The following is a 26,533-nucleotide window of genomic DNA, read 5'->3' on the forward strand; positions in this document are numbered from 1 at the left end:
AGTTTTAAAACTCTTGGGGTATTTTTTTTGAATTCCATTCCATCAGATAAATTATAGAAATCATAAAATCACATCAATTAACTTCATAACAGGCAATTACACACACTTACATTCAGTAAAATAATTGTTCATTCAATAGAATTAAAAACTACATTTGCCAGCTTTTTAAATTTAATGAATGAAGGAATTGTTTGATCAATTGGATTTCGTTGAAAATCCGTTGTATGAGAATATTATTACAGATCTTATAGAACAACAATATAGTATTATTGATGATTTCTTTTCTCCAGAAGAAGTAACCTTACTTAGAGACTCTCTACTTGAAAAATACGAAGAAGACAACTTTAAAAAAGCTGCTATAGGTAATAAGTTTGAGGAAAAAATTATAAATGCCATTCGTGGAGATTTTGTTTTATGGATCGACGAAAAGAAAAATGACCCGAGCGAACAGCTATTCTTCTCGAAAATAAATAACCTTGTTAGCTATTTAAATGAAACATGCTTTTTAGGAATTCTCCACAAAGAGTTCCACTACGCAGTGTACCCAAAAGGCACTTTTTACAAACGTCATTTGGATACTTTTCAGAATGACAACCGTCGTAAGCTCTCATTTGTTTGCTATCTAAATGATGATTTATGGAAGAATGATAATGGTGGAGAGTTAACTATTTACAAAACGGAAAACAATCAAGAAATCACAAAAAACATCTATCCTTTACCTGGCCGAATTGTTATTTTTGAGAGTCAGGTTTTAGAACACGAGGTAAAACCTGTTCTTGCAGCAGAACGTTACAGCATTACTGGATGGTTAAAAACAAGGTAGTCTCTAAAAAATATTTTAAAAATTAAACACCCTTACTTTTTAAGTAACGATTTACATTACGCTCCAAAATTGGGAGCGTAACTGTACCTTGCCCTAAAATAACTTCATGAAACTCCCTAATATCAAAATCTACTCCCAATGCTTTCTCAGCCTTTTCCCTTAATTCTCGAATCTTAAGCTCTCCTATTTTATAAGAAATCGCCTGACCTGGCCAGCCTATATATCGGTCTGTTTCTGTGTTAATTTCATGTTCAGAAAGTGCTGTATTAGACCTCATATAATCTAATACTTCATCTCTTGTCCAGCCTTTAGCATGAATTCCAGTGTCTACAACCAATCGGCAAGCACGCCACATTTCGTATGTAAGTTTCCCAAACTCTTCGTACGGAGTAGTATAGATTCCCATTTCGTCTGCTAAAGATTCTGTATAAAGCGCCCATCCTTCTCCATAAGCTGATAAATATAAGTTTCTTCTAAATTTTGGAATGCTATCTCCTAATTCATTATTTAAAGATCCTTGTAAATGATGCCCCGGTACTGCCTCATGAGCAGTTAAAGCTGGTAGATTATACAACGGCCGACTCTCCAAATTATAAGTATTTACAAGATAATAACCTGGTGTAGTTTTATTTGAACTTCCTGCGTAGCGTCCAGCAGTATATTTTGGCGCCATAGCATCTGGAACTTTTATAACACCATATGGTTTTCTTGGTAGCGTATTAAAATATTTAGGAAGCTCCGCATCAATCCGTTTTGCAATATCTCTAGCTACCATTAATAATTCACGTCCTGAAGTGGCATAAAACTGCTTATCTGTTCTTAAAAACTCCAGAAAATCTTGAAAACTCCCTTCAAAACCTACCTTTTCAATTATTTTTTTCATTTCACTCTTAATTCGAGCTACTTCTTTTAAGCCTATTTCATGAATCTCATCAGCAGTATATTCTGTGGAGGTTGTGTAATAGTTAATTCTATTTTGATAAAATTCTTTCCCATTAGGCGTTTCCGAAACACCTATTTTAGCTCTTGTATTTGGAAGGTATTCGTTTTCTACAAATACTTTGATTTTTTTAAAGGCAGGAACAACACTTTCTCTTATCGCTTTTTTAGCAGCCAATAAAACAGAATCCTTTTGAGCATCTGTTAGGATTCCTGGAAGCTTTTCAAAAGGACTATAAAAAGGACTCAATATTGGATCTTCAACAATATGATCGTTATAAGAAGATTCATATCCTTTAAAAATGACCTTTGGTTGCGCCATTCCTTTTTCAATTCCTTCTCTAATTAAAACAATCTTCTGATCTACAAAATGTGGGATATCATTTAAAATAGCTAAATAATTCTTTGCATCTTCGTAATTTAATATCGGCTTAATACGATAATTTAAGTCTAAATGAAATCCTTGGTCTGCTTGAATAGGATTTAGATACATTTCAAAAGTGACTTTATCAATTCTATTCTGGAGAGAAAACCGCAGTAATTCCCATGAGATTTGTTCCGTTTCTGATAAACTCTCTAAAGGTATTTGCTTTAACCTATCTAATTGCTCACTGGCAAACTCTGCATCTTTTTTAAATAATTCCTTTTCATACCTTCCTAAAGGATGATCCTTTCTGTCGTATAATTTAAAATCTTCTACCGTTTGAATAACACTTGCTAGTGCTTCAGAATTATCAGTTGTATTTTCTGTTTTACATGAAAATTGGAATGCTGTAGAAATAAGTATAAACAATAAAGAGTATTTCTTAAAAATCATATCAGAATAGGTTAGATTATCTCTTTTCCTGTGAAGGAATCTTGAAAAGTTCCCAAGTTAGTATTTTTAAGGTAAACATCTTACACTATCGAATCTCGAACTTTTTTTGGCAATCCTTTTACGACCAGCTCATAAGAATGATCTATTAATTTCATTAATAAGGAAGGAGTCATTTCTGTTGCATCATAAGTAACAGTATTCCAATGCACTTTATTCATATGAAAACCTGGCTTTATATTTTCATACTCATCTCGTAACTCCAAAGCCCATTCAGGATCACACTTTAAATTTATCCCGTTAGCTCCCGACTCCCAACTACTGATATCGCAAAGTGCAAACATTTTCCCCGCTACTTTAAATACCAATGTATTATCATCAAAAGGAAAACCCTCTGTAACCTGCTTCTTAGAGAGACAATAATCACGTATCATTTCAACATCCATAATTCTAAATTTTAAGGAACTCTTAAAGTTAATCAGAAGTATTGAATCCTAAAACAACAATAAGGCTTATTGCATCTTTTATTACCAAAAACTCTCCCAATCTTTCCAAACAACATCCACACCTTTATTTCTAAGCATTCCCACAACTTCTTCAGTAGAGCGCTCATCGGAAATCTCAAATTGATCTAAAGATTGTGGGTCTACTACATAACCTCCAGGATTAGTTTTAGATTCTGCACTCATAGAAGTAATTCCAAGATGGGAAGCATTATTCCTAAAAACTTCACTCTCTCTCGTAGAAATTGTTAACTCCAGATCTTCATCCAACAATCTGTAAGCACAAATAGTTTGCACTAAATCGCGATCTGTCATTTCTACTTTAGGATCTAAACCTCCTGAAAAAGGTCGCAACCTCGGAAAGGAAATGGAGTACTTCGTCTTCCAATATGTCTTTTTAAGGTAAGCTAAATGTAACGCTGTAAAATAACTATCGGCTCTCCAATCCTCTAAACCAAATAAAGCTCCTAATCCTATTTTATGAACTCCAGCTCTCCCCAATCTATCGGGAGTTTCTAAGCGATAGAAAAAATTAGACTTCTTTCCCTTTGGATGGTGTTTTTTATACTCTTCTTGGTGATAGGTTTCTTGATATACTAAAACTCCATACAATCCATGTTCTGACAAAAGCTTGTATTCATCTTCGTCTAGAGGCTGAACTTCTATACTAATATTAGAAAAATGCTTCCGAATTAATTGAATTGCATTTTTAAAATAAGAAACTCCAACTGTAGTATTTGCCTCTCCTGTAACCAATAAAATAGTATCAAACCCTTTACTCTTTATAAAAGCTACCTCCTTTAGAATCTCATCATCAGTAAGCGTTCGTCTGGGTATTTTATTTGTCAAGCTAAATCCACAATATGTGCATATATTTTGACATTCATTACTCAAGTACATCGGAGCAAAAAGCTGCATGGTATTTCCAAATCGCTTCTTTGTTATTCTATTACTTTCCACTGCCATCTCTTCAATATAATTGCTTGCAGCAGGAGAAATTAATGCCTTAAAATCTTCTAAATCTCTTTTTGGATTCTCAATTGCTCTTAGCACATCATTACTGTCTTTATCCATTATGCTTTGCAGCACCTCATCCCAAGAGTATTGTAAGAATATATCTTTAAAGTTAGTCATATAAAAAACTGGTTAACGGACTACTAGCTTCGGCCTTGGTTTTTATTGGAGCAAGATTAGCTATGTACGCTTCTCTTCCTGCCTCTACAGATTTTTTAAATGCATTCGCCATTTGTATCGGGTTTTTAGATACGGCAATTGCAGTATTTACTAACACAGCATCTGCACCCATTTCCATCGCTGCTGCAGCATGAGATGGTGCGCCAATCCCAGCATCTACAATTACAGGAACATTACTTTGTGCTATAATAATTTCTAGAAAATCGAAAGTTTTCAACCCTTTATTCGTTCCAATTGGCGCACCCAAAGGCATCACACATTGTACTCCTACATCTTCCAAGCGCTTGCATAAAACTGGATCTGCATGAATATATGGCATCACAACAAAGCCTTTACTTACCAATTCTTCAGCTGCTTTTAATGTTTCGATAGGATCTGGAAGTAAATATTTAGGGTCTGGATGGATTTCTAATTTTATCCAATTCGTTTCCAATGCTTCCCTTGCTAATTCTGCTGCGAAAACAGCTTCTTTAGCATCTCTTACACCAGAAGTATTAGGTAATAAATTTACGCTCGAATGTTGTAAGCTCAACAGCATATCATCTTCGCTATCTTTTACATCTACTCGTTTCAACGCTACCGTAACCAATTCACTTTTACTGGCCAAGACAGCCTTTTCCATCATTGATGATGATGAGAATTTTCCTGTTCCCACAAAAAGTCGGGAGTTAAATTCTCTATCACCTATTTTTAAAATATCTTCTTTAACCATAATTCTTTATTTTTTTGGATTCTATTGTAGTTCTTATAAAATGGATTCGCTCTTTTATATCCTCATTTTCTGTTAGCCACCCAGACATAGCAACTCCATGTATTCCTATATCTTCTAACTCTAAAACATCATTATTGGTAATCCCTCCAATGGCAATGATTGGGGTCATTTTTTTTACTGAAGTAAGCCCTAAAAGAAGCTTTTTGTAGCCTTCAAGTCCTAGAATTGGACTCAATCTCTTTTTCGTATCGGTAAATCTATAAGGACCCAAACCTATATAATCCACTCTTTTTTGTATGAGTGATTTACAATCATCTAATGTATTAGCCGTCCCTCCAATTATTTTATTATCCCCCAGAAGTTTCCTAGCAATAAGTGGACATTGGTCTTCCTTTCCTAAGTGTACACCATCTGCGTTCATTTCTCTAGCAATCTCCAGATGATCATTGATTATTAATGTAGCACCAAAATCCTTACAGATCTCTTTTGCAGAAACTGCTGTTTTATAAAGCACTCCTGCTTCTTCATTTTTTAATCGCAACTGTACCCAATTTGCACCCTCTCTACAAACCTTTTCTATATTCTGAAGATGGTCTTTTGGCGTTGCCCCTTGTGATATATAATGTAATGCCGCTATTTCCATAAATGATATCCTAATTTTGTTCTGTTAGATGCTAATAGACTCTCTGTATATAGTTTTGCTTCTTTACAAGCGTTTTCTATCGTACTCCCCTTTGCCAAAAAACTTATCAAAGCAGAAGCTAAAACACATCCACTGCCATGCTTTTCATAGGTTTTTACTGCTGAAGGGTAAAAGTCAATTGATGTTCCATTCTTTAAATACAATACATCTTTTCCTTTTTCTGAAGGATGATGACCGCCCTTTAAAAAAACATTTGTCGACTCTTGAAGCTTAGCAAGAGTATCTTTAATTGATAGGTCTTTAAACAACCGTTCTATTTCCTGATAATTTGGAGTAAGCACTGTAATCTGCTCTAAAATTTCCTCCGAAAACACACAATCATTATTATGGAAAGAGAAGCCACTACTCGCTTTTAATACAGGATCTAAAACTATTGGTATCTTAGCATCATACCTCCGAATCCGAGAAACAACTTCCAATAAAACATCCGTATTCTCTATAATTCCAATTTTCACACCTTCTATTTTATACCGACTTAGCAACACTTCCAATTGAGAATAAATAACTGATGGACTTACCCAATTGCAAGCCTCAAAGCTATCATCCGTTTGGATGGTATTAGCCGTACAAACTCCAAAACCATATACCTGCATAGCTTCAGCAGTTTTTATATCCGCCAATAATCCCGCGCCTCCAGAAGGATCAAATCCTGAAACACTAATTATATAAGGACGATTCTCCATATACTTTTTTATATTTCTGATTTATACTTTTAAAGCTTTCCAAAGGGTCTTTAGCATTCCAAACACTCCCTAAAACAGCAACGCCACTATACCCCAAGTTATAGGCGCTTTCTATATTTATAGAATCAATCCCTCCAAGAGCAATTACATTTTTATTCAAAGAAGAAACATCAAATCCTTTCCCTTGATAATTTTCTTTAGAGATGGAGTTAAAAACTGGACTTAAAAAAGTATAGTCATAACCTTCTTCTATAGCTGCAATAGAATGAAATCCTGTACTAACCAACTTGTCATTATTTTGATGGTTTCTAATACATTTCTGCACGTTTTCATGCTCTTTTCTATAGTTTTCAGTAAAATGGATGCCTTTTAGGTTAAATTCAGAAATCAATTCATGATGTCCGTGTAACATCATTTTCTGATGATAGCACTCCTCAAGATTTTCTAATAATAGACTCAGCTCCTCCTTTCTAATGCTAGGCTTACGAATATGTAACCTCTCTAAACCACTATCAAAAAGCATTTTCCATATTTTCCACTCCTCTCTATTGTTCTCCTCGTTTGTAATTACAATTAGCATCGCTTTATACTTTAATTAGATAAAATGACTCAGACCAAATTATAAATACACTTCACTTCCTTTTTGCTTAAACTCTTCCGCTTTCTTTTTCATCCCTTCTTCGATTGCCTCTTGGGAATCCAATCCATTCTCTTTTGCATAATTTCTTACGTCTTGCGTAATCTTCATAGAGCAAAAATTAGGACCACACATAGAACAGAAATGTGCTACTTTAGCATTTTCCGAAGGAAGCGTTTCATCATGATAAGATCTAGCCGTATCGGGATCCAACGATAAGTTAAATTGATCTTCCCAACGGAACTCGAATCTTGCTTTACTCATGGCATCATCTCTGTGTTGAGCTCCAGGATGCCCCTTTGCCAAATCTGCAGCATGAGCAGCAATTTTATAAGTAATAACGCCCGTTTTTACATCCTCTCTATTTGGCAATCCTAAATGTTCTTTTGGAGTTACATAACAAAGCATTGCGCAACCAAACCATCCAATCATTGCCGCTCCAATACCACTGGTGATATGATCGTAACCAGGGGCAATATCTGTAGTAAGAGGCCCCAAAGTATAGAAAGGCGCTTCTCCACATTCGTGCAATTGCTTGTCCATATTCTCTTTAATCATATGCATAGGAATATGTCCTGGACCCTCTATTATTGCTTGGATATCGTGCTTCCAAGCAATTTTTGTAAGCTCTCCTAAAGTTTCTAATTCTGCAAACTGTGCATAATCATTAGCATCAGCAATACTTCCTGGACGCAATCCATCTCCTAAAGAGAAAGAAACATCATAAGCCTTCATTATCTCACAGATTTCTTCAAAATGTGTATATAAAAAGCTCTCTTTATGGTGAGCCAAACACCATTTTGCCATTATCGACCCCCCTCTAGAAACTATTCCTGTTAAACGCTTTGCAGTATGTGGCACATATTTAAGTCGGACACCAGCATGAATAGTAAAATAATCTACTCCTTGCTCTGCTTGCTCAATTAATGTATCTCTGAAAATCTCCCATGTAAGATCTTCAGCTTTTCCGTTTACTTTTTCTAAAGCTTGGTAGATTGGAACTGTACCTATTGGAACTGGAGAATTACGTAGAATCCATTCACGTGTTTCATGAATATTTTTTCCTGTTGAAAGATCCATTATGGTATCTGCTCCCCAGCGGCAAGCCCAAACAGATTTTTCTACTTCTTCTTCAATTGAAGAACTTACAGCAGAATTTCCAATATTAGCATTGATTTTTACTAGAAAATTACGCCCTATAATCATAGGTTCGCTTTCTGGGTGGTTTATATTACACGGAATTACCGCACGTCCACTTGCTACTTCTTGACGTACAAATTCTGGAGTTATTTCCTTAGGAATAGAAGCTCCAAAACTCTCTCCAGGATGCTGCTCGGAAATCATTTTTGTTTGCTGTATTTTTTGATTTTCACGAATTGCAATAAACTCCATTTCTGGAGTTATAATTCCCTTTTTAGCATAATGCATTTGGGTAACATTTTTTCCTGCCTTAGCTTTTAAAGGCTTCTTTATATGCTTAAACCGTAGCTCATCTAGTTTTTCATTTTGTAAACGTGAATTTCCATAATTTGAGGTTAATCCCTCTAACTGCTCTACATCTCCACGTTTCATAATCCATTGCTCACGGATTGGTTGAAGTCCTTTTTTTACATCTATTTCAATATTTGGATCTGTATATGCTCCACTGGTATCATAAACTAAAACAGGCTGATTTTTCTCTGTTGTTCCATTAAATTGATCTGTGGTGTCATCTAATTTTATTTCTCGCATCGGTACTTTTATATCTTTATAGATATTACCGTAAACATAGATTTTAGAAGAATTTGGAAAAGGCTCTCTACTAATTTTTGAACTTGTACTTGGTGTTGACTGTTGGGTTTTCATATGCTTTATATTTGATGTATATTTTGAGATTTACTGTTTTTTGCGTGAAGGATAGTAGCGGCATCCTTTTTGTTTTTCACAAAAAGATATAGCAGATAGCCTGACCGTAATAAAATGGAGGGCACGCCACTAAAACCATAATTATCCGCCTTGAGTAGCTTTGATTATTAATATATTTACATGATTTGATAACGGCTCTTCCCATTTAGATTTTGGAAGAACATTGTTATCTAAGGCAACGGCAATGCCATTGGAAGAAATATTTAACTTCTCCAATACCTCTTTAATAGTGGGCGATTTTGAAAATGTGTGTGCTGTGTTGTTTACGTTTACAGTGGTCATAATAAAATGGTTTACTGCAAACTTTAGGAAGTGCTCCTAAAAAAGTAGATTCCTAGAGTTATCTCCAAAAAATTATAGAAACAACTACTGCCATACAAAAGTATGGTGATAGGAAGTATATCAACTTTTCCCTTCGCTCGTACTAACGAGATCAGGTTCTAAGGGTTTTATCTCAGCTGATTTAACAGCACCCCTAAAGTTTACTTAATCCAAAGGTACTTAATTATTAACGAGAATACCAAGCGTATTAAAAATCTTTTAGAAAAAGAGAATTTTCCTTACAAAAGAATGAAAAATGCATTCAATTCATAATTTTAAAATTTCATTAACATTATTCTTTAAGTAAAATTGTTATAATGTACACCTATAATTATAAAATCGATATATGCTTAAAATTACAGTAAAAGAGGGGGAGAACATAGAACGAGCTCTTAAAAGACTTAAAAGAAAATTTAGAAATACTAAAGTGTTGCGAGAATTAAGAGACCGTAAAGAGTACACAAAACCCTCGGAACAAAAGCGTAAAACTATCCAAAAAGCGGCTTATAAAGAACAATATTTAAGAAGCTTAGAAGAATAACTTTTATTTGGCTTTTACATTTAGAATATTTATTTAGCTTTACTGAATAAGGAGAATAAAGCAGTGTATAAATCAATAATAAACCTTGGTTTTAGACTTTGCTAAACTCCTATAAAAGTAAACCCATATTTGGGAAAAATAACAGTTTATTCTAAATGGAAAACCCACAACAATTTTATAATAAAGAGTTATCTCTCTTTAAACAACAACTTACAGCAGTCAAAAAAACACTTACCATTTTAAGCGTTTTTAGACTGCTTGTTTTTTTGGTAATTGCTAGTATCCTTTATTTTTTCTGGGGGAATACCTCCATAATTTTACCATCCATAGTTATTTCTATAATACTATTTATTGTATTGGTATCTAAATACACCGACCAGAAGTATAAAAAGAATAAGATTGCCGAGCGTATAAATATCAATGAAATAGAATTAAGGGTTATTAAAAAAGATTTTCACGATTTAGAAGATGGAAAAAAATATAGTGATTACAATCATGATTATAGCCATGATATTGACCTTTTTGGCAAAGGTAGCTTCTTTCAATACAGCAACAGAACAGCAACGAATGCTGGGAAAGAATTATTGGTTAAAATATACACAGAAAATGATGTTAATAATATTGTAGCCAAACAAGAAGCCATTAAAGAGCTAGCTCAAAAAATAGAATGGCGTCAAGATTTTAGTGCTACTGCCGCACAAGTAAAGACAGAGCTTGCTGCGAGCAAAATAGCTGATTGGCTACAAACACATACTCCTATAATTAAGAAAAGTAGTACATGGTTGCCTTACGCCTTTGCTATATCTTCGGTTGCTATTTTTCTATTAGCGTATTTTAATATTATTCCAAGCTCTGTAATTATTTATTGGTTTGTTATTGGACTCGGAGTTTCTGGAAGTAAAATAAAGAAAGTAAATAACTTAGCTGCTTATACTTCTAAAACGCAAGATACCTTCCAGCAATATCATCAGCTGATTGCAAAAATTGAAACTGCTAAATTTTCGAGTGATTTATTAAAAGAGAAACAAAAGATCATCTTAGGTAATGGCACTTCCACTTCTCAAATAATAAAAAAATTCTCTAAAATGTTAGACGCTTTAGAGCAGCGTAACAATTTACTTATCTCAGTGCCTGGAAACGGATTCTTACTCATGGATCTTTATAATACACGCCGAATAGAAAAATGGATTGCATTGCATAAAAATGAAGTTAAAGAATGGTTTGAAGTAATCGCTTTTTTCGATGCCTATAACTCGTTAGGAAATTTTGCTTACAACCATCCTAATTATACATTTCCGACTATAAACACCGACAATACAACAATAAAAGCCACCCAATTAGGGCATCCTCTTATCGATGAAAATAAATTGGTGTACAACGATCTCCATGTAGAAAAAGAACACTTTTTTGTAATTACTGGTGCTAATATGGCTGGTAAAAGCACGTTCTTAAGAACTGTTTCTTTACATATTGTCATGGCAAATTGCGGCCTCCCTGTATGTGCCGAAAAAAGTGATTACAGTCCGATAAAACTTATTACAAGTATGCGAACGGCAGATTCTCTTACAGACGATGCTTCTTATTTTTATGCCGAGCTAAAACGACTGAAACTAATTGTAGATAAGATTAAAACCGACACCTATTTTGTGGTTTTAGATGAAATTTTAAAAGGTACCAATAGTAAAGATAAGGCTATCGGATCAAGGAAATTTGTAGAAAAGTTATCGGCTTCTCACTCTACAGGGATTATTGCTACCCACGATTTAAGCCTTTGCGAGGTGGCTAATGTAAACGAAAAAGTAGATAATTATTTCTTCGAAGCCTTTATTAACGGGAAAGAACTTACATTCGATTATAAATTTAAAGAGGGTATTTGTGAAAATATGAACGCCTCCTTTTTACTAAAAAACATGGGAATTGTATAATTTATATAGGCAGTTTTACTCTCGGAGCGCAACATAACGCACGTTTACTCTTTTCCCTGCCAACATACAAACACAACAATTAAAACTCCCTATCTTTGCAATAAATTATGTGAGGTTATGAGCAACATACGTATTACAAAACAGTTTAATTTCGAAACTGGACACGCCCTTTATGGTTATGATGGGAAATGTAGAAATGTACATGGGCACAGTTACAAGCTTTCCGTTACTGTTATCGGGACACCAATTACCGACACTTCGCATGTAAAACTTGGGATGGTGATCGATTTTGGAGACCTTAAAAAGATTGTAAAAGAAGATATTATCGATGTTTTTGATCACGCTACCGTTTTCAATAAAAACACTCCACATAAAGAGCTGGCCGAAGAACTTTCTGTTCGTGGGCACAATGTTATTTTAGTAGATTACCAGCCTACAAGCGAGAATATGGTGATCGATTTTGCTGAGAAAATACAAAAACGCTTGCCAGAACATATCGATTTACATTCCATAAAACTCCAAGAAACAGAGACCTCTTTTGCAGAGTGGTATGCATCAGATAATAAATAGGGCGTTCCCTGCGGGCGGGCTTTTCACGCTACACGGTAGCTTGCTACAATCCCTAACGCAAAAAAAAATAGTACTATAAAAACCAAAGAATGAAGATCCCTGAGGGTAAAAAAATATATTTCGCATCCGATAACCATTTAGGCGCTCCTACAAAGGAAGAAAGTATTATCCGTGAGAAAAAATTTGTTGCATGGCTAGATGAAATCAAAACAGATGCCGCAGCTATTTTCCTGCTTGGAGACCTCTTTGATTTTTGGTTTGAATATAAAACAGTAATCCCAAAAGGCTTTTCGAGAACTTTAGGGAAACTAGCAGAAATTACCGATTCTGGAATCCCAGTTTACTATTTTGTTGGAAACCACGATCTCTGGATGGATGGTTATTTTGAAGAAGAACTTAATATTCCTGTATACCACAAACCCCAAGAATTCACTTTTAACAATAAGAAGTTTTTTATCGGCCACGGAGATGGTTTAGGGCCTGGAGACAAAGGATATAAAAGAATGAAAAAAGTCTTTACAAATCCCATTTCAAAATGGTTTTTTAGATGGCTACATCCTGATCTTGGTGTGAAACTAGCACAATATCTGTCGGTAAAAAATAAGCTTATTTCTGGAGATGAGGATATAAAATTCCTTGGAGAAGATAATGAATGGCTCGTACAATATTGTAAAAGGAAACTAGAGAAAGAACATAGAGATTATTTTGTTTTTGGCCACCGTCACCTTCCCATGGAAATCTCTCTTCAAGAGCATAGCAAGTACATAAATCTCGGAGACTGGATACACTATTATACCTATGCAGTTTTCGATGGGGAAATCATGTCTCTAAAAACCTATGAGAAAAAATAATTCCTTTTTTCCTCTTAATAAATCCCGTTATTAGAAACTAGCAGCGATTATATCCTGCAAACGCTTACGTTTTTGTATTTTCGTCCTTAAATACAAAGATATGGCTCGTACATTAATTATAATTTCTATTCTATTTAGCTTTTTATGCAGCAATGCGCAAGCTGTAAAAGATAGTACTATACAGGTAGGCTACACAGGTTCGGAACCCTTTTCTATTGCTGGAGAAACCCCAAAAGGTATTGCAATCGACCTATGGAGAGAAATTGCTTTTAAAACCGATTTAGAATACAATCTTGTACCTTATAAAACCGTAGATTTAGGACTTGCAGCCATTCAAGATAAAAAGATTGATGTACTTATAGGTCCGATCACAATTAACTCCGATCGTGCTTTGCGCGCAAGCTTCTCACAGCCTTATTTTGATACAGAAATGGCAATTCTAGCGCCCATTTTAGACTTAACAATTTGGGATAGAATCCAACCATTCTTTAGCTCTACCTTTTTATATGCTGTACTTGGACTACTCCTTGTTTTAACATTTGTAGGTTTCCTTTTCTGGCTTGCAGAAGGGAAATATATGTCAGAAGAATATGGAAATAGCGCCATTAAAGGAATTGGAAATGGAATATGGCTTGCCATTGTAACAATGACAACAGTTGGCTATGGAGATTATGCTCCAAAAACTATACTCGGAAGATTTATAATAGGAAGTTGGATGATTATCTCGCTAATTATGGCAACTTCATTTGTAGCAGGGATTGCAACAACATTATCTATTACTAGTAAGGAAGGAAAAACAATTACTTCTCTTTCACATTTGGATAATAAAATGGTGGCAATACCCGCAAATCAACGATTAATTAACAATGTAAATCTTGTAGGAGGGAAGCCTGTAATTGTTTCTAATGCTAAAGAAGGATATTCTAAATTATTAAATGGGGAAGTAGACGCCTTGGTTTACGATGTAATCCCATTAGAATATGTATTTGAAAACAGTAAAAAATCGGACTTTGTAATCAGTAAGAAAAATATATTCCCTCAGCATTATGGTTTTGCTTTCCAAGAAGCAAATACTCTTAAAAAGAAGATTGACCTTGAGCTCCTAAAACTAAAAGAAGATGATGCCGTTACTAGAATCATAAATACTTGGATAAATAATAACGAATAAATCTAATCGATAATGGTTTAACCCTACCGATTAGATTTAGTTATATTTTTCAGAAGAAAGAATTATTAATGCATGTGCTCTTTAAACTGCTGCACAGCATCATTTACTACGTTCTCAACTTTCTTAACATCTAAATTATAAAGCTTTGCTATTTCTGTTTCTGTAAGCTTCCCAAAGGTTTTAAGATCTATAATACTAGATACGCATTCTGGGAGTAATTTATAAAAATTCCCTACCGTTGCATTATCAGAATGGTAAACTTCATTATGAAGATCAAATGTAGAAATCACTTCTGTATTTGCAGTTTCATCTTGATAAACCATATCAAAATCATTCTGCTGGTTATAAGAAATATCATCTAAGTCTTTATAAAGAACAACCTCATTCCCTGCATCAACAAAATATTCAATCTCCAAAGATTGTAATTCCCCTTTTAAAAAATCATCAGAATTCTCTGTGTTAGAATTTTGAATCTCTTTTGCAAAGACACTTTTTAAAATATCATCTACAACTTTAAACAACAGTAGTTTTGTATCACCTCCTTTTTCCTGAAGGTTATCCTCATAAATTTTTAAAATAGCATCATCTATAATACCAGTAGAATTATATAAGTTTCTCGGAAGAATCCCTTTGCTTTCTGCTACATATAAACGGTGTTTTACATAAGGATGTAAAAACTCCATATAAGAAAGTATGTCTTTATCAAAAGCCGTTGGGCTATCCTTTTCCTTTAATTTTTCTAATGATTTCATATAATTGTTTTATACTGTTTTAACTTCTTAATGCCAATTTAACTCACTACGCTCCTTCCAATAGAAATCACTTTCTACTGATAGCTCATTAAGCTGGGTAATTTCCTCTTCCGTAAGTTTAAAGTTATACGCTTTTAAATTCGCTTCTAATTGCGAACTCGATGAAGCACCGCTTAAAACTATTGAGGGTGCTAATGCATCCATGCAAAAACGCAACGCTACAGCATCAGTTCCTATATTATATTTCGCAGCTAGCTTTTCTAACAAAGCATACATACTTTTATACGCAGGATAATTCTCATTCTCAAAAACTCTCCCATTTGCTAAAGCTTCTTTTATAATTACAGTTTTACCATTTGCTAATGCACTCTTTAAAATAGCATTGGTACTGTTTTCTAATATATTATAGGTAACCTGGAAGCTATCAAATAATTCTTCTCCATTTACGACAACATCGAGTCCTTTTTGGATAATAGTTTTTTGATTTTCCCCACTAGAAGTCAGTCCTATTTTTAATCCATATTCAGACTTAATCTCTGCAAGCTTTTCTAAAACTTCTTTATTTTCTAACACCCCGCTTTCCAGCGTTGCAGAATGTATTTGGTAATATTTAAGATTCGGAAGTAAGTTTTTTGAAACTTCCCATTGCTCCAATAATTTTGCAAGTGAATGCTCTTTTATTTCATGCTTTCCATCATACCCCAACTCCCAATCGGCAACATATGTATATCCCCATTTTGTTCCTAAGAAAACACCTTGATGATTTCTTGTATCATTCCACTCGTGAAGATATTTCTCTCCTTTTCCATACGACGGCGCAGTATCATAATAACGAACTCCCTGCTCATAGGCATCATCTAAAACTTTAAAGGCATTTTTTTTAAATGTCTCTTCAGATTTATTGCTAACCGCAGTTTGCTTGACATTTATATATTCAGGCCGCCCTAATGCAGCTAAACCGATTCCTATAATAGTTTTAGCTCCTGCCATTTAATCGTATTTAATCTGACAAGTAGCGCAAGTGTATGTATTTTCATCTATTATAATACCATTGATATGTTTGGTAACTATTTCTTTAATGAAACTATTGTAAGTATCGTCCATAGGACTGATATTTTTAGCTCTCATAAGTTCATAGAAATGCCCATCCCATTCTTGGCTCCCCCAACAATTTGGACAAACTCCCTCCGGTGCTTTTCCCGTTGCTTCTTTGTTTTCTTTTTTCTTGAAGTACTCTTTTATATTATCTATAATTGTAGCTTTCATATTGATTAAATTTTTTATTTATATCTCTTCTGTTTCTATAATTACTTCACTTTGTAATGTTCTATGAACAGGACATTTTGAAGCTATTTCTTTTAATTTTTTTCGTTGTGTATCATCTAGGTTCCCTATAAATTTTAACTTCTTAGAGAGATGATCTATTTTACCAGGTTTCTCAACATCTATCATCAAGTCGTCAGAATGCTTTTTAGAATGTGTAACATATACATAAACTTCCTCCAGCTCCCATTCTTTTCTCTCTGCATATAATTTAACTGTCATTGCAGAACAAGCAGCTAATCCTGCGCTTAAAAAATCGTAAGGTCCAGGACCAAAATCATCACCCCCTATACTTCCAGGCTCATCAGCTATAAAAGAATGTTTTTTGGTTTGTATATTGGTTGTAAAATTATCCTCTTTAAGGTTTAAATGTGCTACCAACTGCTCTCCATTAGTTCCAAGCATTTCATTTTCTTGAGGTTTGATATATCGCTGCACCCATGTCCCTATAATATTACCTACATACTCACTGTCTACAGACTTAGATAAAAGGTGATCTGCATCATCGAGGCTGACAAAACTTTTAGGATGAATTGCATTATGATATAATTCGTGCGCATTTTCTATACCTACTGTTTTATCAAAAGGAGCATGCATAATTAGTAAGGGTTTTCTTAAAGATTTTACAATCTCAGGAAGATTGGTCTTATCAAAATCCTTGACAAACTCTTCATCAATAGCAAATGGCCTTCCACCTATATTCACCTCAACATTTCCTTTGCTTTCTATATCATCAATCTGATGAGAAAACAGATGCTTAACATGACTAACAGAAGCTGGAGCTCCTATAGTTGCTACTGCTTTAATATTTTTTAATTTTGATGCTGCTACTAGAACTGCAGCACCTCCTAATGAATGCCCTACCAATAATGTTGGTGCTTGAAGGTTTTCTGCCAAATATTCATTTACGGCAATTAAATCGTCCACATTAGCAGAAAAATGGCTTTCTGCAAACTCTCCTTCACTCTGTCCTAATCCTGTAAAGTCAAACCTTACAACTCCAAAGCCATGGTTTGTAAGCGACCGACTCACATTTCTTACTGCATTAAAACTACTATTACATGTAAAACAATGAGCAAAAATCACATAATTATTAGGTTTCTGATTTGCTGGTAATTCTAAATGAGCTTGTAGTTTATATCCCTTTTTATTGGTAATTTCTAATTTTGAACTTTTCATTAGGCGGAATTTTATTGTATATGACTTAACTTCTCTTTCCTAGTGTATGCAGAAAAATCGGTTAATAATTTTTTTAACTTCGGATTAATATAACTTTTACAAAAAGGCTTTTCTGTATCGTTATAATAATAATTATGGAATATCTCCTCGGAAGCTTTAAAGCTTTCAAACGAAAAAACGCTGGTAACAATTGGCTCACTGAAATCTTCCTGTAACTTAATTATTGCTTGTGATGCTTTCTTTTTTTGTTCTTCTGAAAAAACATACACAGCAGATTTGTATAAATCACGACGACTATGATTAACAGTACATTTATGTGTGTGCAAATGAATTTTAATAAGAACTTCTAGAGAAATTTCGTCTGGATTAAAATGAACTATAACCGCTTCCGAGAATTCCTCAGGTGCAGATTGTGAAGCTATAAAACCCTGATCGACTTTCTGAATGCCAATTAAAGATTGATAAATGGCTTCCATACACCAATAACAACTTCCTCCAAAAGCAATTTTCTCCATTACATTAACCCTCTTGTATTTCTATACCTTTCCAAAAGGCAACATAGCCTTCAATATCTCTTGCTAAAGGAGATGCTTTTGGATAATACCAAGCAGCATCTTCATTCACTTTTCCATCCACCTCAACAGAGTAATAGAAAGCTTTTCCCTTCCATGGGCATGTAGTGTGCGTTTCCGTTTCTTTAAAAAACTCTTTACGAATACTATCTGCAGGAAAATAAATATTCCCTTCAATACTCTTTGTTTCGTTGCTTTCTGCTAAAACTTTATCATTCCAAACTGCTTTGTATCTCATCCTTCTTAGTTTTGCGTTAATTCTTTTATTTTGAGGTCTAATCGTAATAATGCGTTATTGGGATCGGAGCCAAAAATAGACTGGATCACAACTCCATCTTTGTTTACCAAAAGCCAATGCGGCGTTCCTCCTGCTTTATATTCATTAAAAGTCTTTGCTTCTGGCAGATCTCGATAATAAGGGAACCTTATATAAAATTCTTCCTTAGCAGCCATGAGCTCTTCGTCTGAGTAGGTACGACCCTCAAACCGTGTATGAATTCCTATTACCTGTACACCAGAATCTTCATAAACAATTCTATTTGCAAAGGGGATTGCTCGGCCTTTACATCCGGGGCACCCCATATAAAAAAACATTATTAACAACGGTTTCCCTTTATAAGATGCTACATTTGGAACTTCATCGTTTCCAAAAATTGGTTTAAGCAACCACTCCGGAAGTGGTTTCCCTTCTAATGTTTCCATTACATCAAATGGTTATTATCAAATTGAATTCTTCTAATAATTACTGTTCGCGAAGCATATACTATCAAAATAGAAATTCCAATAAACATCAATACAGTTCCCACATATAAAATAAGACTAGGCAGGCTCCAAATAGACTCCACTTCATAAATAGCTCCCATAATTCCTGAAAGCACATAACATCCAGTAGCAGTATATAAAAGAGTGCTTGCTCTGGTTAACAGTCCCAATTGCTTGATCTTTCTATTTGCGATATCATGCTGGAAAGAGTTGCATTTTTTTGAAATTAACCCTGCTATTTCACTACTTAAACCCATCATTTGGGTCGCCGTTGACAGAATTAGCATTCCTAGCCCAGGAAGTATCGTTATCGGTATATACCAATTCATTTTTTTACTTTAAAATTGGTGTTTCTCCTTGTGCTAATTTAAGGCGAGTCCACAAATTCATATTAATAACAATTGCAGCTATTTCTGCGATCTCCTCTGTTGAGAAAAATTTAGCTAAATCATCATGATATTTCTGGAAATTTTTATGAGTTCCCTCAGAAAGTACATCTGTATAAGCTAAAGCTGCTTTTTCTTTGTCAGTAAATAAATCACTATTCCACCATGAAGATATATTATCTGTTTTAGTCTCAGAAATACCTATTTCTCTTGAAGTCTTAGCATGTAATATCACACAAAAAGCACACTCATTTTTTTGAGCAACTCTCAAACGAAGCAATTGTGCTAAATGTTTGTCTGTTTTTAAATCAGCTGTATAACCAAAAGCAGATGCTAATTGTTTTGCTAACCCAAGAAAAGGTGTTATTTCTGGATCAAATCTTTTGTTTTCGAATGTTACATCTTCCATAAATCTATAGTTTTTTATAATTTTTTAAAAAGTGAATCACCTTCTGTTGCGGCATTTCACATGGTTTTAAATTCTCTGCAGTACTAGTTATATAATAATTTAAACTTATAAAATCATTACCCCCTAGCTCTTCTGCATATACTTTTATACTTTTCCCTGCATTAAAATCTGTTCGCGTAACACCATACTTCTTTTGCTGATATTCTACTTCAGAATAACCCAATGGTAGCTCTTTAATACTTTCGATAATCATTATTCTTTAATATTAACTCCTCCCCATACAACAGAAAACTTGCGGCAATGAATTACTAAGGAATTAAAATCACTTAAGTTAGTTCCAGATGGGATTTTATATTTCTGAGCTCCTTTATTTGATGTTAACTCAGCTACAAATACGCCCCCTTCTTGATCTACAGCATCTCTGTTATTAATTTCTTCCATTTTAAGTGGAGATAAGTAGAGCTTTAAATCTGGGCCTGTTAGCGTGTAAAAATTATCGGCAAGTACAAAATATTTATCATCTCCATCTTCTTCTATGCTCCAGTCTCCTTTTACATCGTACACCTTGTCCACCCATTCATTTCCACTTTGAGCAATTCCATCTGTGTTTGTCATAACTACCAATAATAACGTTAATAAGATTGTTTTCATTTTTTTAAATTTGGTTAAGAACTACATGATAACATCGAACATCCAACTTTATGGCGTGCCCAATCTGGACGCTTTGCAAACCATTTTTCTTTGTCAGGTTGTTCGCTGTATGGCTGTTTTAATAATTGAAATAATTCTTCAATTAAAGAATAATCCCCTTTATCTGCGGCATCTATTGCTAATTGAGCCATATAATTTCTAAGAACATATTTTGGATTTACTTGATTCATTCTTTCAGTTCGCTCCCCTTTCGTTAAGGTTTCTTCTTTTAATCGCTCACTGTATAAAACAAACCAATCTTTCCATTTCTTTAAAATATCATTTGAAACATCTTCAGAAGCATATAAAGCTTCCTTAAGAATTGCATCTCCGCTCTCAACATCCGTAAATTTACTCAAATTTCTGAAAAAAATCGTCATATCTGTTTCTGATAATTCTAAATTTTCCTCTAATTGTAGAATTAAAGCTGCATCTTGGTTACTTTCTTCATACAAACCGAGTTTTTCTTTCATCATTTTTAGCGATTTGACTTCAAACGCAGACTTATAATCATTTAATATTTTCTCTAAAGGAGCTGCTTCATCTACCAAAGGATAAATAGCATTTGCTAATTGATAAAGATTCCATAGTCCAATATTTGGCTGGTTCCCGAAGCGATATCTCTTATGCTGAGCATCGGTAGTGTTTGGCGTCCATCCAAAATCAAATCCTTCCAACCACCCGTATGGGCCATAGTCTATTGTTAATCCTAAAATCGACATATTATCGGTATTTAGAACTCCGTGAACAAAACCAACCCGTTGCCAATGGAGTATAGTTTCTAATGTGCGATCTGCAACCTCCTTAAAAAATGCAACATAAACTTCTTTAGATGGCGCTCCCAAGTTTGGGTAGAAGTGTTTAATTGTATAGTCTGCTAATTTCTTTAAATTTTCATGGTCTCCTCTAGCTGCAAAAATTTCAAAACTTCCGAAGCGAATAAAAGAAGGTGCTACTCTACAAACTACAGCACCCTTTTCATAATCTGGATTTCCATTATAAAGAACATCTCTAAGAACACTATCTCCTGTTAAAGCAAGAGACAACGCTCTTGTTGTTGGAACTCCTAAATAATACATCGCCTCACTACATAAATACTCTCGGATAGAAGAACGTAAGACCGCCAAACCATCTGCAGATCTAGAGTATGGTGTTTCTCCAGCTCCTTTTAACTGTAATGCCCATCGTTTATCATTATGAACAACTTCACCTAGATTAATAGCACGCCCGTCGCCAAGTTGTCCAGCCCAATTTCCAAATTGATGCCCTCCGTAACACATAGCGTAGGGTTTGCTGTTGGATAAAACCTCATTTCCTGTAAACACTTTTAAAAATGCATCAGAGTTTTTATCACTCTCCGATAATCCTATTTCATCCAACATAGCATCAGAAACATGGATAAGTTCCGGATCCGCTGTTTTTTTTGGAGTTACATACGAATAGAAAGACTCTTTTACTTGCCTTCTAGAATTTTCCATAATTGGATCTCCTGGAAGCTCTTCGCTAAAGGTATCTTGTATATTTAGTTTTAATTTGCTCACTATATTAATGTTCAATTATATTTTTCCACTTATCACTTCTGCTAGCCACTGCTCTTACATACGTACATACAGCAACTGCTTTGTATCCCTCTTCGGTTAATTTTTCAAAAGTTTTTTCAACCAACTCTTTTCCAATTCCTCTACCTCTAAGCTGTACAGGAACTTCTGAGTGATTTAAATACATTTTTCCGTTTTTTAATTGGTATTCAACTTTCGCTTGTGCTCCATTGATATCCAATATGTATTGATTGTTCTGTTTGTCGTGTTCTATATCCAAAATTGACGGTATTAATTTGTTAATCCACTTATTAAGCTCTTCTTTATTCGGGTTTCTTAATTTCTTTGTTCCGATGGTAATCGTAGGAAAGTTTAATTTACCCGATTCATATAAACTTCTTAATTCTGTTGCGTATTCCTCATTCTCTTCTACATCGAGAAATAAAAAAGGAAGTCCACGCGCTTCTAGCAATAATTGATAGTAGCGCGTTTTATGACAACCTTCTGCCCCATATAATTTAATTTCTGGGATATTCTTAATCATTAAATTGTTTTTAAAAATGCTATTGCATTATCTACATTTACATGAAAATCTGCAAAAACTACATTATCATGCTTATCAATAAAAATAAACCAAGGTGTCCCTCCAGTTTGGTAATTGGTTAATATTTTAGATCTATTCCCTGTAGATTCATCTCCAGGATCATGACCAAAAGGGATTGCTAGGTTATACTTCTTTTGAGTCTCTGTCATTTTCTCATACGTATTGGCATCGTGTCCTTCAAAAACGGTTTGAATCGCTAAAAATTCTACACTTTCGTTATCTTTTAATGCCTCTACCATCTTTTGCAATGCAGGAAGTCCTTGACTATGACAACCTGGACACCAACTTTGGAAACAATAAATCACCTTAAATTTACCATTATAATCCGACAATTTAATAGGAGAAGTCTTATTTCCGTTAGCATCAACCCAAGAATCTACTTGAAATTCTGGAGCTTTAAATATTTCTTTTTCTTGTTTATCAGTATTCATATATATTGCCTTTCTTTTATTGTCTCTAAGGGTTTCCTTGAGACGGTTGACTTAATAAAAAAGCACCTAAGATTACTCTTAGATGCTAATTCATGTTAACTAAGTAATAATCAAAATTTCAATTAAGAAACTGTCTTTTTTAACTTATCAGCATGCATTTTTCGTAGTTTGGCCAACTTTGGTGTAATAACCGCACTACAATAACCTTGCGCTTGATTGTTTTTATAATAATCTTGATGGTAATCTTCAGCTTCAAAAAACTCTCCAATTGGACTGATTTCTGTAACTATTGGTCCATCATAAAATGGATCTATTTGTTTTGCAACCTCAGTTGCTATTTTCTTTTGTTCATCAGAATGATAATATATCACTGAACGGTATTGAGAACCTACATCTGCTCCTTGACGATTCATCGTTGTTGGATCGTGACTTGTCATAAAAATAACCAACAAGTCTTCATAAGAAATAACACTAGGATCAAAACTAATTTGAATAACCTCAGCATGTCCAGTTAATCCAGAACATACTTCTCTATAGGTAGGTCTTCCTGGAGCGTTTCCTCCAGTATACCCAGAAACTACTTTTTCTACACCATTTACTTCTTGAAAAATGGCTTCGATACACCAAAAACATCCTCCACCTACAGTCGCTAATTCATAATTTTTATTTGTCATTATCTTTCCTTTCTAATTTAATTGATTCTGAATTTATACAATATCGTAATCCACTTGGTTCTGGACCATCTGGAAATACGTGTCCTTGATGCGCATCACAAGTATTACATAAAACCTCTACACGCACCATTCCAAAAGAGCTATCTTTTATATACTTAATAGCATTCTCTTTAATTGGTTGTGTAAAACTAGGCCAACCAGAACTCGAGTCGTATTTTATGGTAGAATCGAACAATGGAGTATCGCAACACACACAATTATATTTACCAGCATCATAAATAGAGCATAAAGCTCCAGAATGTGCCATCTCTGTTCCTTTTAAACGTGTAATTCTAAACTGCTCTGGAGTAAGTAATTCTTTCCACTCTGCTTCTGTTTTTTCTACACGTCTATCTGGTTCTGGATTCCCTTTTACAGAGAAATTAATAACATCTTTCCAAGTTAACATACTATAGTGTCCTTTCTTTTTTAGTTAAGTAATAATTTTCTTGAATTTGCACCTCGAAATATTTAGATACAAATTAATAGTCGTATTTAGTTTCAATTCCTTACAATTTTGAATTTATACTATCACCACTACGCATCTAAAGTTATAGAATTTAATCCTGATAATAAAGGAATAATACTATTTAAGTGGTATTTATATTTAAGTGAAGCTTCTATAACTTGAATTTCACATACTATAAACTCCCTATATGAATCACAACTAATATAATTAAGAGACTGGGAATTATTTAGATTGAAGAAAGGAATCTTTAGAAGGCAAGTAAAATGTTATTTGATATCCTTTACTATTAACTGAAGGGAAACTACTCCGTTCCACTCATTTTCATCAATAGCATACACGGCAGCAAATGTCTGTTTTCCTTTTATAGCTTCTATTTTACTTCCTAAATTAAATCCAATCCCACCGATAGAAGGCCCTCCATTTTGAGATACATTTATTTTAAGGTGACTATTATCCTGACCTACACATTTACTATAGCCTGTATCTTTAAGGTTTTGTGTAAGAAAAACAGGCGATAAATTTCCTGGCCCAAAGGGAGCAAACTGTTTAAGGATGCGATAAAACTTTGGGGTTATATCTTTTAATTCAATTTCTGTATCGATAAGAATCTCTGGAGTTAACAAGTTTTTATCTATTGTTGCTGAAACTACTTCTTCAAACTTAGTTTTAAAACCTTGATATTGCGCTGGTTTTAAAGTAAGTCCAGCTGCATATTTATGACCTCCAAATTGCTCCAAATGATCTTCGCATGCCTCAATTGCATTATAAACATCGAAACCTTTTACCGAACGTGCAGAAGCGGCTAACTTATCGCCACTTTTAGTAAAAACTAACGTTGGTCTGTAGTAATTTTCAATAAGTCTCGAAGCAACAATTCCTATAACTCCTTTATGCCAAGTTTCGTTAAAAACAACCGAAGTAAAATTTGTCTCTTCATTATTCTCTTGAATCTGAAGAATAGCCTCTTGTGTAATCTGCTGATCTAAAGTTTTTCGATCTGCATTAAAAACTCCGATTTCTTCAGCATAAGCTTTGGCAAGATCTTCATTTTTTTCAGTAAGTAACTGAACAGCATATAACCCATGCTTCATTCTTCCTGCGGCATTTATTCTTGGAGCTACCACAAAGACAACATCGGTTATAGTTAGTTCTTTTTTAAGCTGTTCTGTAAAAGCTTTTATTCCAGGTCTAGGATTACTATTTATTACCTTTAAACCATGAAAAGCTAAGGCTCTATTTTCTCCAGTAATAGGCACAATATCTGCACCAATAGCTGTTGCTACTAAATCTAAATATGGGATAAAATCTTCTATAGTTTCTCCTCTACGCGATCCTAAAGCCTGAATCAACTTAAAACCAACACCACAACCACATAATTCATCATAAGGGTAATTGCAATCTTCTTGTTTAGGATCGAGAATAGCTACAGCATCTGGAATTACATCGCCCGGTCTATGGTGATCGCAAATAATAAAATCTATCCCTTTCTCTTTGGCATAAGCAACCTTATCCACAGCTTTTATTCCGCAATCTAAAGCTATTATCAAAGAAACACCGTTATCATCTGCAAAATCTATCCCTAAAGTAGAGACTCCATAACCTTCTTTATATCTGTCTGGAATATAGGTAGCTACATTAGGGTAAAGCGTTAACAAATAGGACGACATTAATGACACTGCCGTAGTACCATCAACGTCATAATCGCCATATACCAATATATTCTCTCCATCTGCAATCGCCTGTTCAATTCTAGATACAGCTTTGTCCATATCTTTCATTAAAAAAGGATCATGAAGGTCATTTAAAGAAGGTCGAAAGAATTTTTTTGCTTCCTCGTAATTTGTAATTCCTCGCTGTATTAACAATGAAGCAATAAGATTATCTACCCCTAAAGCTACAGAAAGCTCTTGTACAGCTTCCTTTGGCGGCATTGCTTTTACAGTCCAACGAGTCATATATAATTACGAATTTTGAGTATTATGAGTTATGAAAAATGGTTTCTATTTTAACTTCAGCAAAACGACGGAACATTTCCATCACGCCACAATAAGTTTCTACAGATAAATCTACAGCACGTTGTAATTTCTTTTCAGCTAAATCTGTACCGTAAAAATGATATTCTACCGTTACTTTATTGTAATATTTAGGATGCTCATCTGTAAGTTCAGCATGGATATCGATTCTAAAATCTTCTACATCTAACTTCATCTTTTTTATCATTGAAGCTACATCTAAACCTGAACATCCTGCCAAAGCAGATAACATTAAAGCTTTAGGTCTTAATCCATCTCCATTTCCTCCATCGTCTGGACTTGCATCGATAATTAATTCTCCTGCTGGATTCGTAGAATGAAATTGCATATTCTTTTTCCAGGTAGTAATTACGGTATTTGTAGTTCCCATTTATATGAATTTA

Annotated in this window: 33 protein-coding genes and 1 riboswitch; of the genes, 6 read left to right on the forward strand and 27 right to left on the reverse strand. The window is 34.3% G+C overall.

Annotation, left to right across the window (positions count from 1 at the left end; genetic code table 11):
* Positions 1 to 178: 178 nt before the first annotated feature.
* Positions 179 to 823: a 2OG-Fe(II) oxygenase gene (locus tag ACN0TY_RS02375; protein WP_417443217.1), complete on the forward strand. Its 645-nt coding sequence runs from the start codon at positions 179 to 181 to the stop codon at positions 821 to 823.
* A gap of 22 nt (positions 824 to 845) precedes the next feature.
* Here ACN0TY_RS02375 and ACN0TY_RS02380 read toward each other — a convergent pair whose 3' ends face one another.
* The 9 genes from ACN0TY_RS02380 to thiS form a co-directional block, all read right to left on the reverse strand.
* Positions 846 to 2,579 (reverse strand): DUF885 domain-containing protein, encoded by a 1,734-nt coding sequence (locus ACN0TY_RS02380; RefSeq protein ID WP_417443218.1) that lies wholly within the window; start codon positions 2,577 to 2,579, stop codon positions 846 to 848.
* An 80-nt stretch (positions 2,580 to 2,659) separates the two neighbouring features.
* On the reverse strand, positions 2,660 to 3,022 hold the full coding sequence (locus tag ACN0TY_RS02385; RefSeq protein WP_417443219.1) for an MmcQ/YjbR family DNA-binding protein: 363 nt from the start codon (positions 3,020 to 3,022) through the stop codon (positions 2,660 to 2,662).
* An 81-nt stretch (positions 3,023 to 3,103) separates the two neighbouring features.
* Positions 3,104 to 4,213 carry a 2-iminoacetate synthase ThiH gene (gene thiH / locus ACN0TY_RS02390; RefSeq protein ID WP_417443220.1) on the reverse strand — a complete coding sequence of 370 codons (1,110 nt, stop codon included), beginning with the start codon at positions 4,211 to 4,213 and terminating at the stop codon, positions 3,104 to 3,106.
* Positions 4,206 to 4,985, reverse strand: coding sequence for a thiazole synthase (locus tag ACN0TY_RS02395; RefSeq protein ID WP_417443221.1), 780 nt, complete (start codon positions 4,983 to 4,985; stop codon positions 4,206 to 4,208). Before ACN0TY_RS02395 ends, thiH begins: the two co-directional genes overlap by 8 nt.
* Positions 4,978 to 5,628, reverse strand: a complete 651-nt coding sequence (gene thiE, locus ACN0TY_RS02400; protein WP_417443222.1) for a thiamine phosphate synthase — start codon at positions 5,626 to 5,628, stop codon at positions 4,978 to 4,980. Before thiE ends, ACN0TY_RS02395 begins: the two co-directional genes overlap by 8 nt.
* Positions 5,619 to 6,371, reverse strand: a complete 753-nt coding sequence (locus ACN0TY_RS02405) for a hydroxymethylpyrimidine/phosphomethylpyrimidine kinase (protein ID WP_417443223.1) — start codon at positions 6,369 to 6,371, stop codon at positions 5,619 to 5,621. The genes thiE and ACN0TY_RS02405 overlap by 10 nt, the downstream gene beginning before the upstream one ends.
* Positions 6,346 to 6,951, reverse strand: a complete 606-nt coding sequence (locus tag ACN0TY_RS02410; RefSeq protein WP_417443224.1) for a thiamine phosphate synthase — start codon at positions 6,949 to 6,951, stop codon at positions 6,346 to 6,348. Before ACN0TY_RS02410 ends, ACN0TY_RS02405 begins: the two co-directional genes overlap by 26 nt.
* A gap of 39 nt (positions 6,952 to 6,990) precedes the next feature.
* Complete coding sequence (thiC, locus tag ACN0TY_RS02415) at positions 6,991 to 8,853, reverse strand: phosphomethylpyrimidine synthase ThiC (RefSeq protein ID WP_417443225.1); 1,863 nt, start codon at positions 8,851 to 8,853, stop codon at positions 6,991 to 6,993.
* Between the two features lie 141 nt (positions 8,854 to 8,994).
* Complete coding sequence (thiS, locus tag ACN0TY_RS02420; RefSeq protein ID WP_417443226.1) at positions 8,995 to 9,195, reverse strand: sulfur carrier protein ThiS; 201 nt, start codon at positions 9,193 to 9,195, stop codon at positions 8,995 to 8,997.
* A 111-nt stretch (positions 9,196 to 9,306) separates the two neighbouring features.
* A riboswitch (TPP riboswitch) is annotated at positions 9,307 to 9,400 on the reverse strand.
* 180 nt (positions 9,401 to 9,580) lie between these two features.
* On the opposite strand from thiS, the gene rpsU reads away from it, so the two are divergent.
* The 5 genes from rpsU to ACN0TY_RS02445 all read left to right on the forward strand — a co-directional run bounded on the left by rpsU (position 9,581) and on the right by ACN0TY_RS02445 (position 14,289).
* A complete protein-coding gene (gene rpsU / locus ACN0TY_RS02425; protein WP_236957466.1) occupies positions 9,581 to 9,775 on the forward strand; it encodes a 30S ribosomal protein S21 in 195 nt (64 codons plus the stop codon).
* Between the two features lie 155 nt (positions 9,776 to 9,930).
* Positions 9,931 to 11,700, forward strand: a complete 1,770-nt coding sequence (locus tag ACN0TY_RS02430) for a MutS-related protein (RefSeq protein WP_417443227.1) — start codon at positions 9,931 to 9,933, stop codon at positions 11,698 to 11,700.
* A gap of 117 nt (positions 11,701 to 11,817) precedes the next feature.
* Entirely contained in the window at positions 11,818 to 12,270 is a 453-nt protein-coding gene (locus tag ACN0TY_RS02435) for a 6-pyruvoyl trahydropterin synthase family protein (protein ID WP_236957468.1), read from the forward strand.
* A gap of 89 nt (positions 12,271 to 12,359) precedes the next feature.
* Positions 12,360 to 13,121, forward strand: a complete 762-nt coding sequence (locus tag ACN0TY_RS02440; RefSeq protein WP_417443228.1) for a UDP-2,3-diacylglucosamine diphosphatase — start codon at positions 12,360 to 12,362, stop codon at positions 13,119 to 13,121.
* 100 nt (positions 13,122 to 13,221) lie between these two features.
* The gene (locus tag ACN0TY_RS02445) at positions 13,222 to 14,289 is read left to right on the forward strand and encodes a transporter substrate-binding domain-containing protein (RefSeq protein ID WP_417443229.1); all 1,068 of its coding nucleotides are present in this window, start codon (positions 13,222 to 13,224) and stop codon (positions 14,287 to 14,289) included.
* Positions 14,290 to 14,354: 65 nt separating this feature from the next.
* On the opposite strand, the gene ACN0TY_RS02450 is transcribed toward ACN0TY_RS02445, so the two are convergent.
* From ACN0TY_RS02450 to ACN0TY_RS02535, 18 genes are all read right to left on the reverse strand, one after another.
* Positions 14,355 to 15,041: a hypothetical protein gene (locus ACN0TY_RS02450; protein ID WP_236957472.1), complete on the reverse strand. Its 687-nt coding sequence runs from the start codon at positions 15,039 to 15,041 to the stop codon at positions 14,355 to 14,357.
* Positions 15,042 to 15,068: 27 nt separating this feature from the next.
* Positions 15,069 to 16,031 carry an aldo/keto reductase gene (locus tag ACN0TY_RS02455; protein WP_417443230.1) on the reverse strand — a complete coding sequence of 321 codons (963 nt, stop codon included), beginning with the start codon at positions 16,029 to 16,031 and terminating at the stop codon, positions 15,069 to 15,071.
* A complete protein-coding gene (locus ACN0TY_RS02460; RefSeq protein WP_236957474.1) occupies positions 16,032 to 16,307 on the reverse strand; it encodes a hypothetical protein in 276 nt (91 codons plus the stop codon). It abuts the gene before it with no gap.
* Between the two features lie 18 nt (positions 16,308 to 16,325).
* The gene (locus tag ACN0TY_RS02465; RefSeq protein WP_417443231.1) at positions 16,326 to 17,543 is read right to left on the reverse strand and encodes an alpha/beta fold hydrolase; all 1,218 of its coding nucleotides are present in this window, start codon (positions 17,541 to 17,543) and stop codon (positions 16,326 to 16,328) included.
* A gap of 11 nt (positions 17,544 to 17,554) precedes the next feature.
* Positions 17,555 to 18,058 (reverse strand): peptide-methionine (S)-S-oxide reductase, encoded by a 504-nt coding sequence (locus ACN0TY_RS02470; RefSeq protein WP_417443232.1) that lies wholly within the window; start codon positions 18,056 to 18,058, stop codon positions 17,555 to 17,557.
* Positions 18,059 to 18,062: 4 nt separating this feature from the next.
* Positions 18,063 to 18,353, reverse strand: a complete 291-nt coding sequence (locus tag ACN0TY_RS02475) for a DUF427 domain-containing protein (protein WP_417443233.1) — start codon at positions 18,351 to 18,353, stop codon at positions 18,063 to 18,065.
* Between the two features lie 5 nt (positions 18,354 to 18,358).
* Positions 18,359 to 18,817, reverse strand: a complete 459-nt coding sequence (locus tag ACN0TY_RS02480) for a TlpA family protein disulfide reductase (RefSeq protein WP_417443234.1) — start codon at positions 18,815 to 18,817, stop codon at positions 18,359 to 18,361.
* Positions 18,817 to 19,206 carry a hypothetical protein gene (locus tag ACN0TY_RS02485; RefSeq protein WP_236957479.1) on the reverse strand — a complete coding sequence of 130 codons (390 nt, stop codon included), beginning with the start codon at positions 19,204 to 19,206 and terminating at the stop codon, positions 18,817 to 18,819. The genes ACN0TY_RS02480 and ACN0TY_RS02485 overlap by 1 nt, the downstream gene beginning before the upstream one ends.
* A gap of 4 nt (positions 19,207 to 19,210) precedes the next feature.
* The gene (locus ACN0TY_RS02490) at positions 19,211 to 19,672 is read right to left on the reverse strand and encodes a carboxymuconolactone decarboxylase family protein (protein ID WP_236957480.1); all 462 of its coding nucleotides are present in this window, start codon (positions 19,670 to 19,672) and stop codon (positions 19,211 to 19,213) included.
* A 4-nt stretch (positions 19,673 to 19,676) separates the two neighbouring features.
* The gene (locus ACN0TY_RS02495) at positions 19,677 to 19,925 is read right to left on the reverse strand and encodes a peptide methionine sulfoxide reductase (protein WP_417443235.1); all 249 of its coding nucleotides are present in this window, start codon (positions 19,923 to 19,925) and stop codon (positions 19,677 to 19,679) included.
* On the reverse strand, positions 19,925 to 20,323 hold the full coding sequence (locus tag ACN0TY_RS02500) for a DM13 domain-containing protein (protein WP_236957482.1): 399 nt from the start codon (positions 20,321 to 20,323) through the stop codon (positions 19,925 to 19,927). The genes ACN0TY_RS02495 and ACN0TY_RS02500 overlap by 1 nt, the downstream gene beginning before the upstream one ends.
* Before the next feature lie 14 nt (positions 20,324 to 20,337).
* Positions 20,338 to 21,840: a protein adenylyltransferase SelO gene (locus ACN0TY_RS02505; protein ID WP_417443695.1), complete on the reverse strand. Its 1,503-nt coding sequence runs from the start codon at positions 21,838 to 21,840 to the stop codon at positions 20,338 to 20,340.
* A 67-nt stretch (positions 21,841 to 21,907) separates the two neighbouring features.
* Positions 21,908 to 22,444, reverse strand: a complete 537-nt coding sequence (locus tag ACN0TY_RS02510; protein WP_417443236.1) for an N-acetyltransferase — start codon at positions 22,442 to 22,444, stop codon at positions 21,908 to 21,910.
* Positions 22,444 to 22,935: a peroxiredoxin family protein gene (locus ACN0TY_RS02515; protein ID WP_417443237.1), complete on the reverse strand. Its 492-nt coding sequence runs from the start codon at positions 22,933 to 22,935 to the stop codon at positions 22,444 to 22,446. Before ACN0TY_RS02515 ends, ACN0TY_RS02510 begins: the two co-directional genes overlap by 1 nt.
* Positions 22,936 to 23,057: 122 nt before the next feature.
* The gene (gene msrA, locus ACN0TY_RS02520) at positions 23,058 to 23,609 is read right to left on the reverse strand and encodes a peptide-methionine (S)-S-oxide reductase MsrA (protein WP_236957485.1); all 552 of its coding nucleotides are present in this window, start codon (positions 23,607 to 23,609) and stop codon (positions 23,058 to 23,060) included.
* Positions 23,599 to 24,057 carry a peptide-methionine (R)-S-oxide reductase MsrB gene (gene msrB, locus ACN0TY_RS02525; protein ID WP_236957486.1) on the reverse strand — a complete coding sequence of 153 codons (459 nt, stop codon included), beginning with the start codon at positions 24,055 to 24,057 and terminating at the stop codon, positions 23,599 to 23,601. Before msrB ends, msrA begins: the two co-directional genes overlap by 11 nt.
* 326 nt (positions 24,058 to 24,383) lie before the next feature.
* The gene (gene recJ / locus ACN0TY_RS02530) at positions 24,384 to 26,072 is read right to left on the reverse strand and encodes a single-stranded-DNA-specific exonuclease RecJ (RefSeq protein ID WP_417443238.1); all 1,689 of its coding nucleotides are present in this window, start codon (positions 26,070 to 26,072) and stop codon (positions 24,384 to 24,386) included.
* Between the two features lie 22 nt (positions 26,073 to 26,094).
* The gene (locus ACN0TY_RS02535; RefSeq protein ID WP_236957488.1) at positions 26,095 to 26,520 is read right to left on the reverse strand and encodes an OsmC family protein; all 426 of its coding nucleotides are present in this window, start codon (positions 26,518 to 26,520) and stop codon (positions 26,095 to 26,097) included.
* Between the last annotated feature and the right edge of the window lie 13 nt (positions 26,521 to 26,533).

Origin of the sequence: Joostella sp. (genome assembly GCF_048266025.1) — a bacterium.
Taxonomy (GTDB): Bacteria; Bacteroidota; Bacteroidia; order Flavobacteriales; family Flavobacteriaceae; genus Galbibacter; species Galbibacter atrarenae.

Coding starts and splice junctions, on each gene's coding strand:
- ACN0TY_RS02375 (WP_417443217.1), top strand. CDS start 179: ATGAAGGAATTGTTTGATCAATTGGATTTCGTTGAAAATCCGTTGTAT.
- ACN0TY_RS02380 (WP_417443218.1), bottom strand. CDS start 2,579: ATGATTTTTAAGAAATACTCTTTATTGTTTATACTTATTTCTACAGCA.
- ACN0TY_RS02385 (WP_417443219.1), bottom strand. CDS start 3,022: ATGGATGTTGAAATGATACGTGATTATTGTCTCTCTAAGAAGCAGGTT.
- thiH (WP_417443220.1), bottom strand. CDS start 4,213: ATGACTAACTTTAAAGATATATTCTTACAATACTCTTGGGATGAGGTG.
- ACN0TY_RS02395 (WP_417443221.1), bottom strand. CDS start 4,985: ATGGTTAAAGAAGATATTTTAAAAATAGGTGATAGAGAATTTAACTCC.
- thiE (WP_417443222.1), bottom strand. CDS start 5,628: ATGGAAATAGCGGCATTACATTATATATCACAAGGGGCAACGCCAAAA.
- ACN0TY_RS02405 (WP_417443223.1), bottom strand. CDS start 6,371: ATGGAGAATCGTCCTTATATAATTAGTGTTTCAGGATTTGATCCTTCT.
- ACN0TY_RS02410 (WP_417443224.1), bottom strand. CDS start 6,951: ATGCTAATTGTAATTACAAACGAGGAGAACAATAGAGAGGAGTGGAAA.
- thiC (WP_417443225.1), bottom strand. CDS start 8,853: ATGAAAACCCAACAGTCAACACCAAGTACAAGTTCAAAAATTAGTAGA.
- thiS (WP_417443226.1), bottom strand. CDS start 9,195: ATGACCACTGTAAACGTAAACAACACAGCACACACATTTTCAAAATCG.
- rpsU (WP_236957466.1), top strand. CDS start 9,581: ATGCTTAAAATTACAGTAAAAGAGGGGGAGAACATAGAACGAGCTCTT.
- ACN0TY_RS02430 (WP_417443227.1), top strand. CDS start 9,931: ATGGAAAACCCACAACAATTTTATAATAAAGAGTTATCTCTCTTTAAA.
- ACN0TY_RS02435 (WP_236957468.1), top strand. CDS start 11,818: ATGAGCAACATACGTATTACAAAACAGTTTAATTTCGAAACTGGACAC.
- ACN0TY_RS02440 (WP_417443228.1), top strand. CDS start 12,360: ATGAAGATCCCTGAGGGTAAAAAAATATATTTCGCATCCGATAACCAT.
- ACN0TY_RS02445 (WP_417443229.1), top strand. CDS start 13,222: ATGGCTCGTACATTAATTATAATTTCTATTCTATTTAGCTTTTTATGC.
- ACN0TY_RS02450 (WP_236957472.1), bottom strand. CDS start 15,041: ATGAAATCATTAGAAAAATTAAAGGAAAAGGATAGCCCAACGGCTTTT.
- ACN0TY_RS02455 (WP_417443230.1), bottom strand. CDS start 16,031: ATGGCAGGAGCTAAAACTATTATAGGAATCGGTTTAGCTGCATTAGGG.
- ACN0TY_RS02460 (WP_236957474.1), bottom strand. CDS start 16,307: ATGAAAGCTACAATTATAGATAATATAAAAGAGTACTTCAAGAAAAAA.
- ACN0TY_RS02465 (WP_417443231.1), bottom strand. CDS start 17,543: ATGAAAAGTTCAAAATTAGAAATTACCAATAAAAAGGGATATAAACTA.
- ACN0TY_RS02470 (WP_417443232.1), bottom strand. CDS start 18,058: ATGGAGAAAATTGCTTTTGGAGGAAGTTGTTATTGGTGTATGGAAGCC.
- ACN0TY_RS02475 (WP_417443233.1), bottom strand. CDS start 18,353: ATGAGATACAAAGCAGTTTGGAATGATAAAGTTTTAGCAGAAAGCAAC.
- ACN0TY_RS02480 (WP_417443234.1), bottom strand. CDS start 18,817: ATGGAAACATTAGAAGGGAAACCACTTCCGGAGTGGTTGCTTAAACCA.
- ACN0TY_RS02485 (WP_236957479.1), bottom strand. CDS start 19,206: ATGAATTGGTATATACCGATAACGATACTTCCTGGGCTAGGAATGCTA.
- ACN0TY_RS02490 (WP_236957480.1), bottom strand. CDS start 19,672: ATGGAAGATGTAACATTCGAAAACAAAAGATTTGATCCAGAAATAACA.
- ACN0TY_RS02495 (WP_417443235.1), bottom strand. CDS start 19,925: ATGATTATCGAAAGTATTAAAGAGCTACCATTGGGTTATTCTGAAGTA.
- ACN0TY_RS02500 (WP_236957482.1), bottom strand. CDS start 20,323: ATGAAAACAATCTTATTAACGTTATTATTGGTAGTTATGACAAACACA.
- ACN0TY_RS02505 (WP_417443695.1), bottom strand. CDS start 21,840: ATGGAAAATTCTAGAAGGCAAGTAAAAGAGTCTTTCTATTCGTATGTA.
- ACN0TY_RS02510 (WP_417443236.1), bottom strand. CDS start 22,444: ATGATTAAGAATATCCCAGAAATTAAATTATATGGGGCAGAAGGTTGT.
- ACN0TY_RS02515 (WP_417443237.1), bottom strand. CDS start 22,935: ATGAATACTGATAAACAAGAAAAAGAAATATTTAAAGCTCCAGAATTT.
- msrA (WP_236957485.1), bottom strand. CDS start 23,609: ATGACAAATAAAAATTATGAATTAGCGACTGTAGGTGGAGGATGTTTT.
- msrB (WP_236957486.1), bottom strand. CDS start 24,057: ATGTTAACTTGGAAAGATGTTATTAATTTCTCTGTAAAAGGGAATCCA.
- recJ (WP_417443238.1), bottom strand. CDS start 26,072: ATGACTCGTTGGACTGTAAAAGCAATGCCGCCAAAGGAAGCTGTACAA.
- ACN0TY_RS02535 (WP_236957488.1), bottom strand. CDS start 26,520: ATGGGAACTACAAATACCGTAATTACTACCTGGAAAAAGAATATGCAA.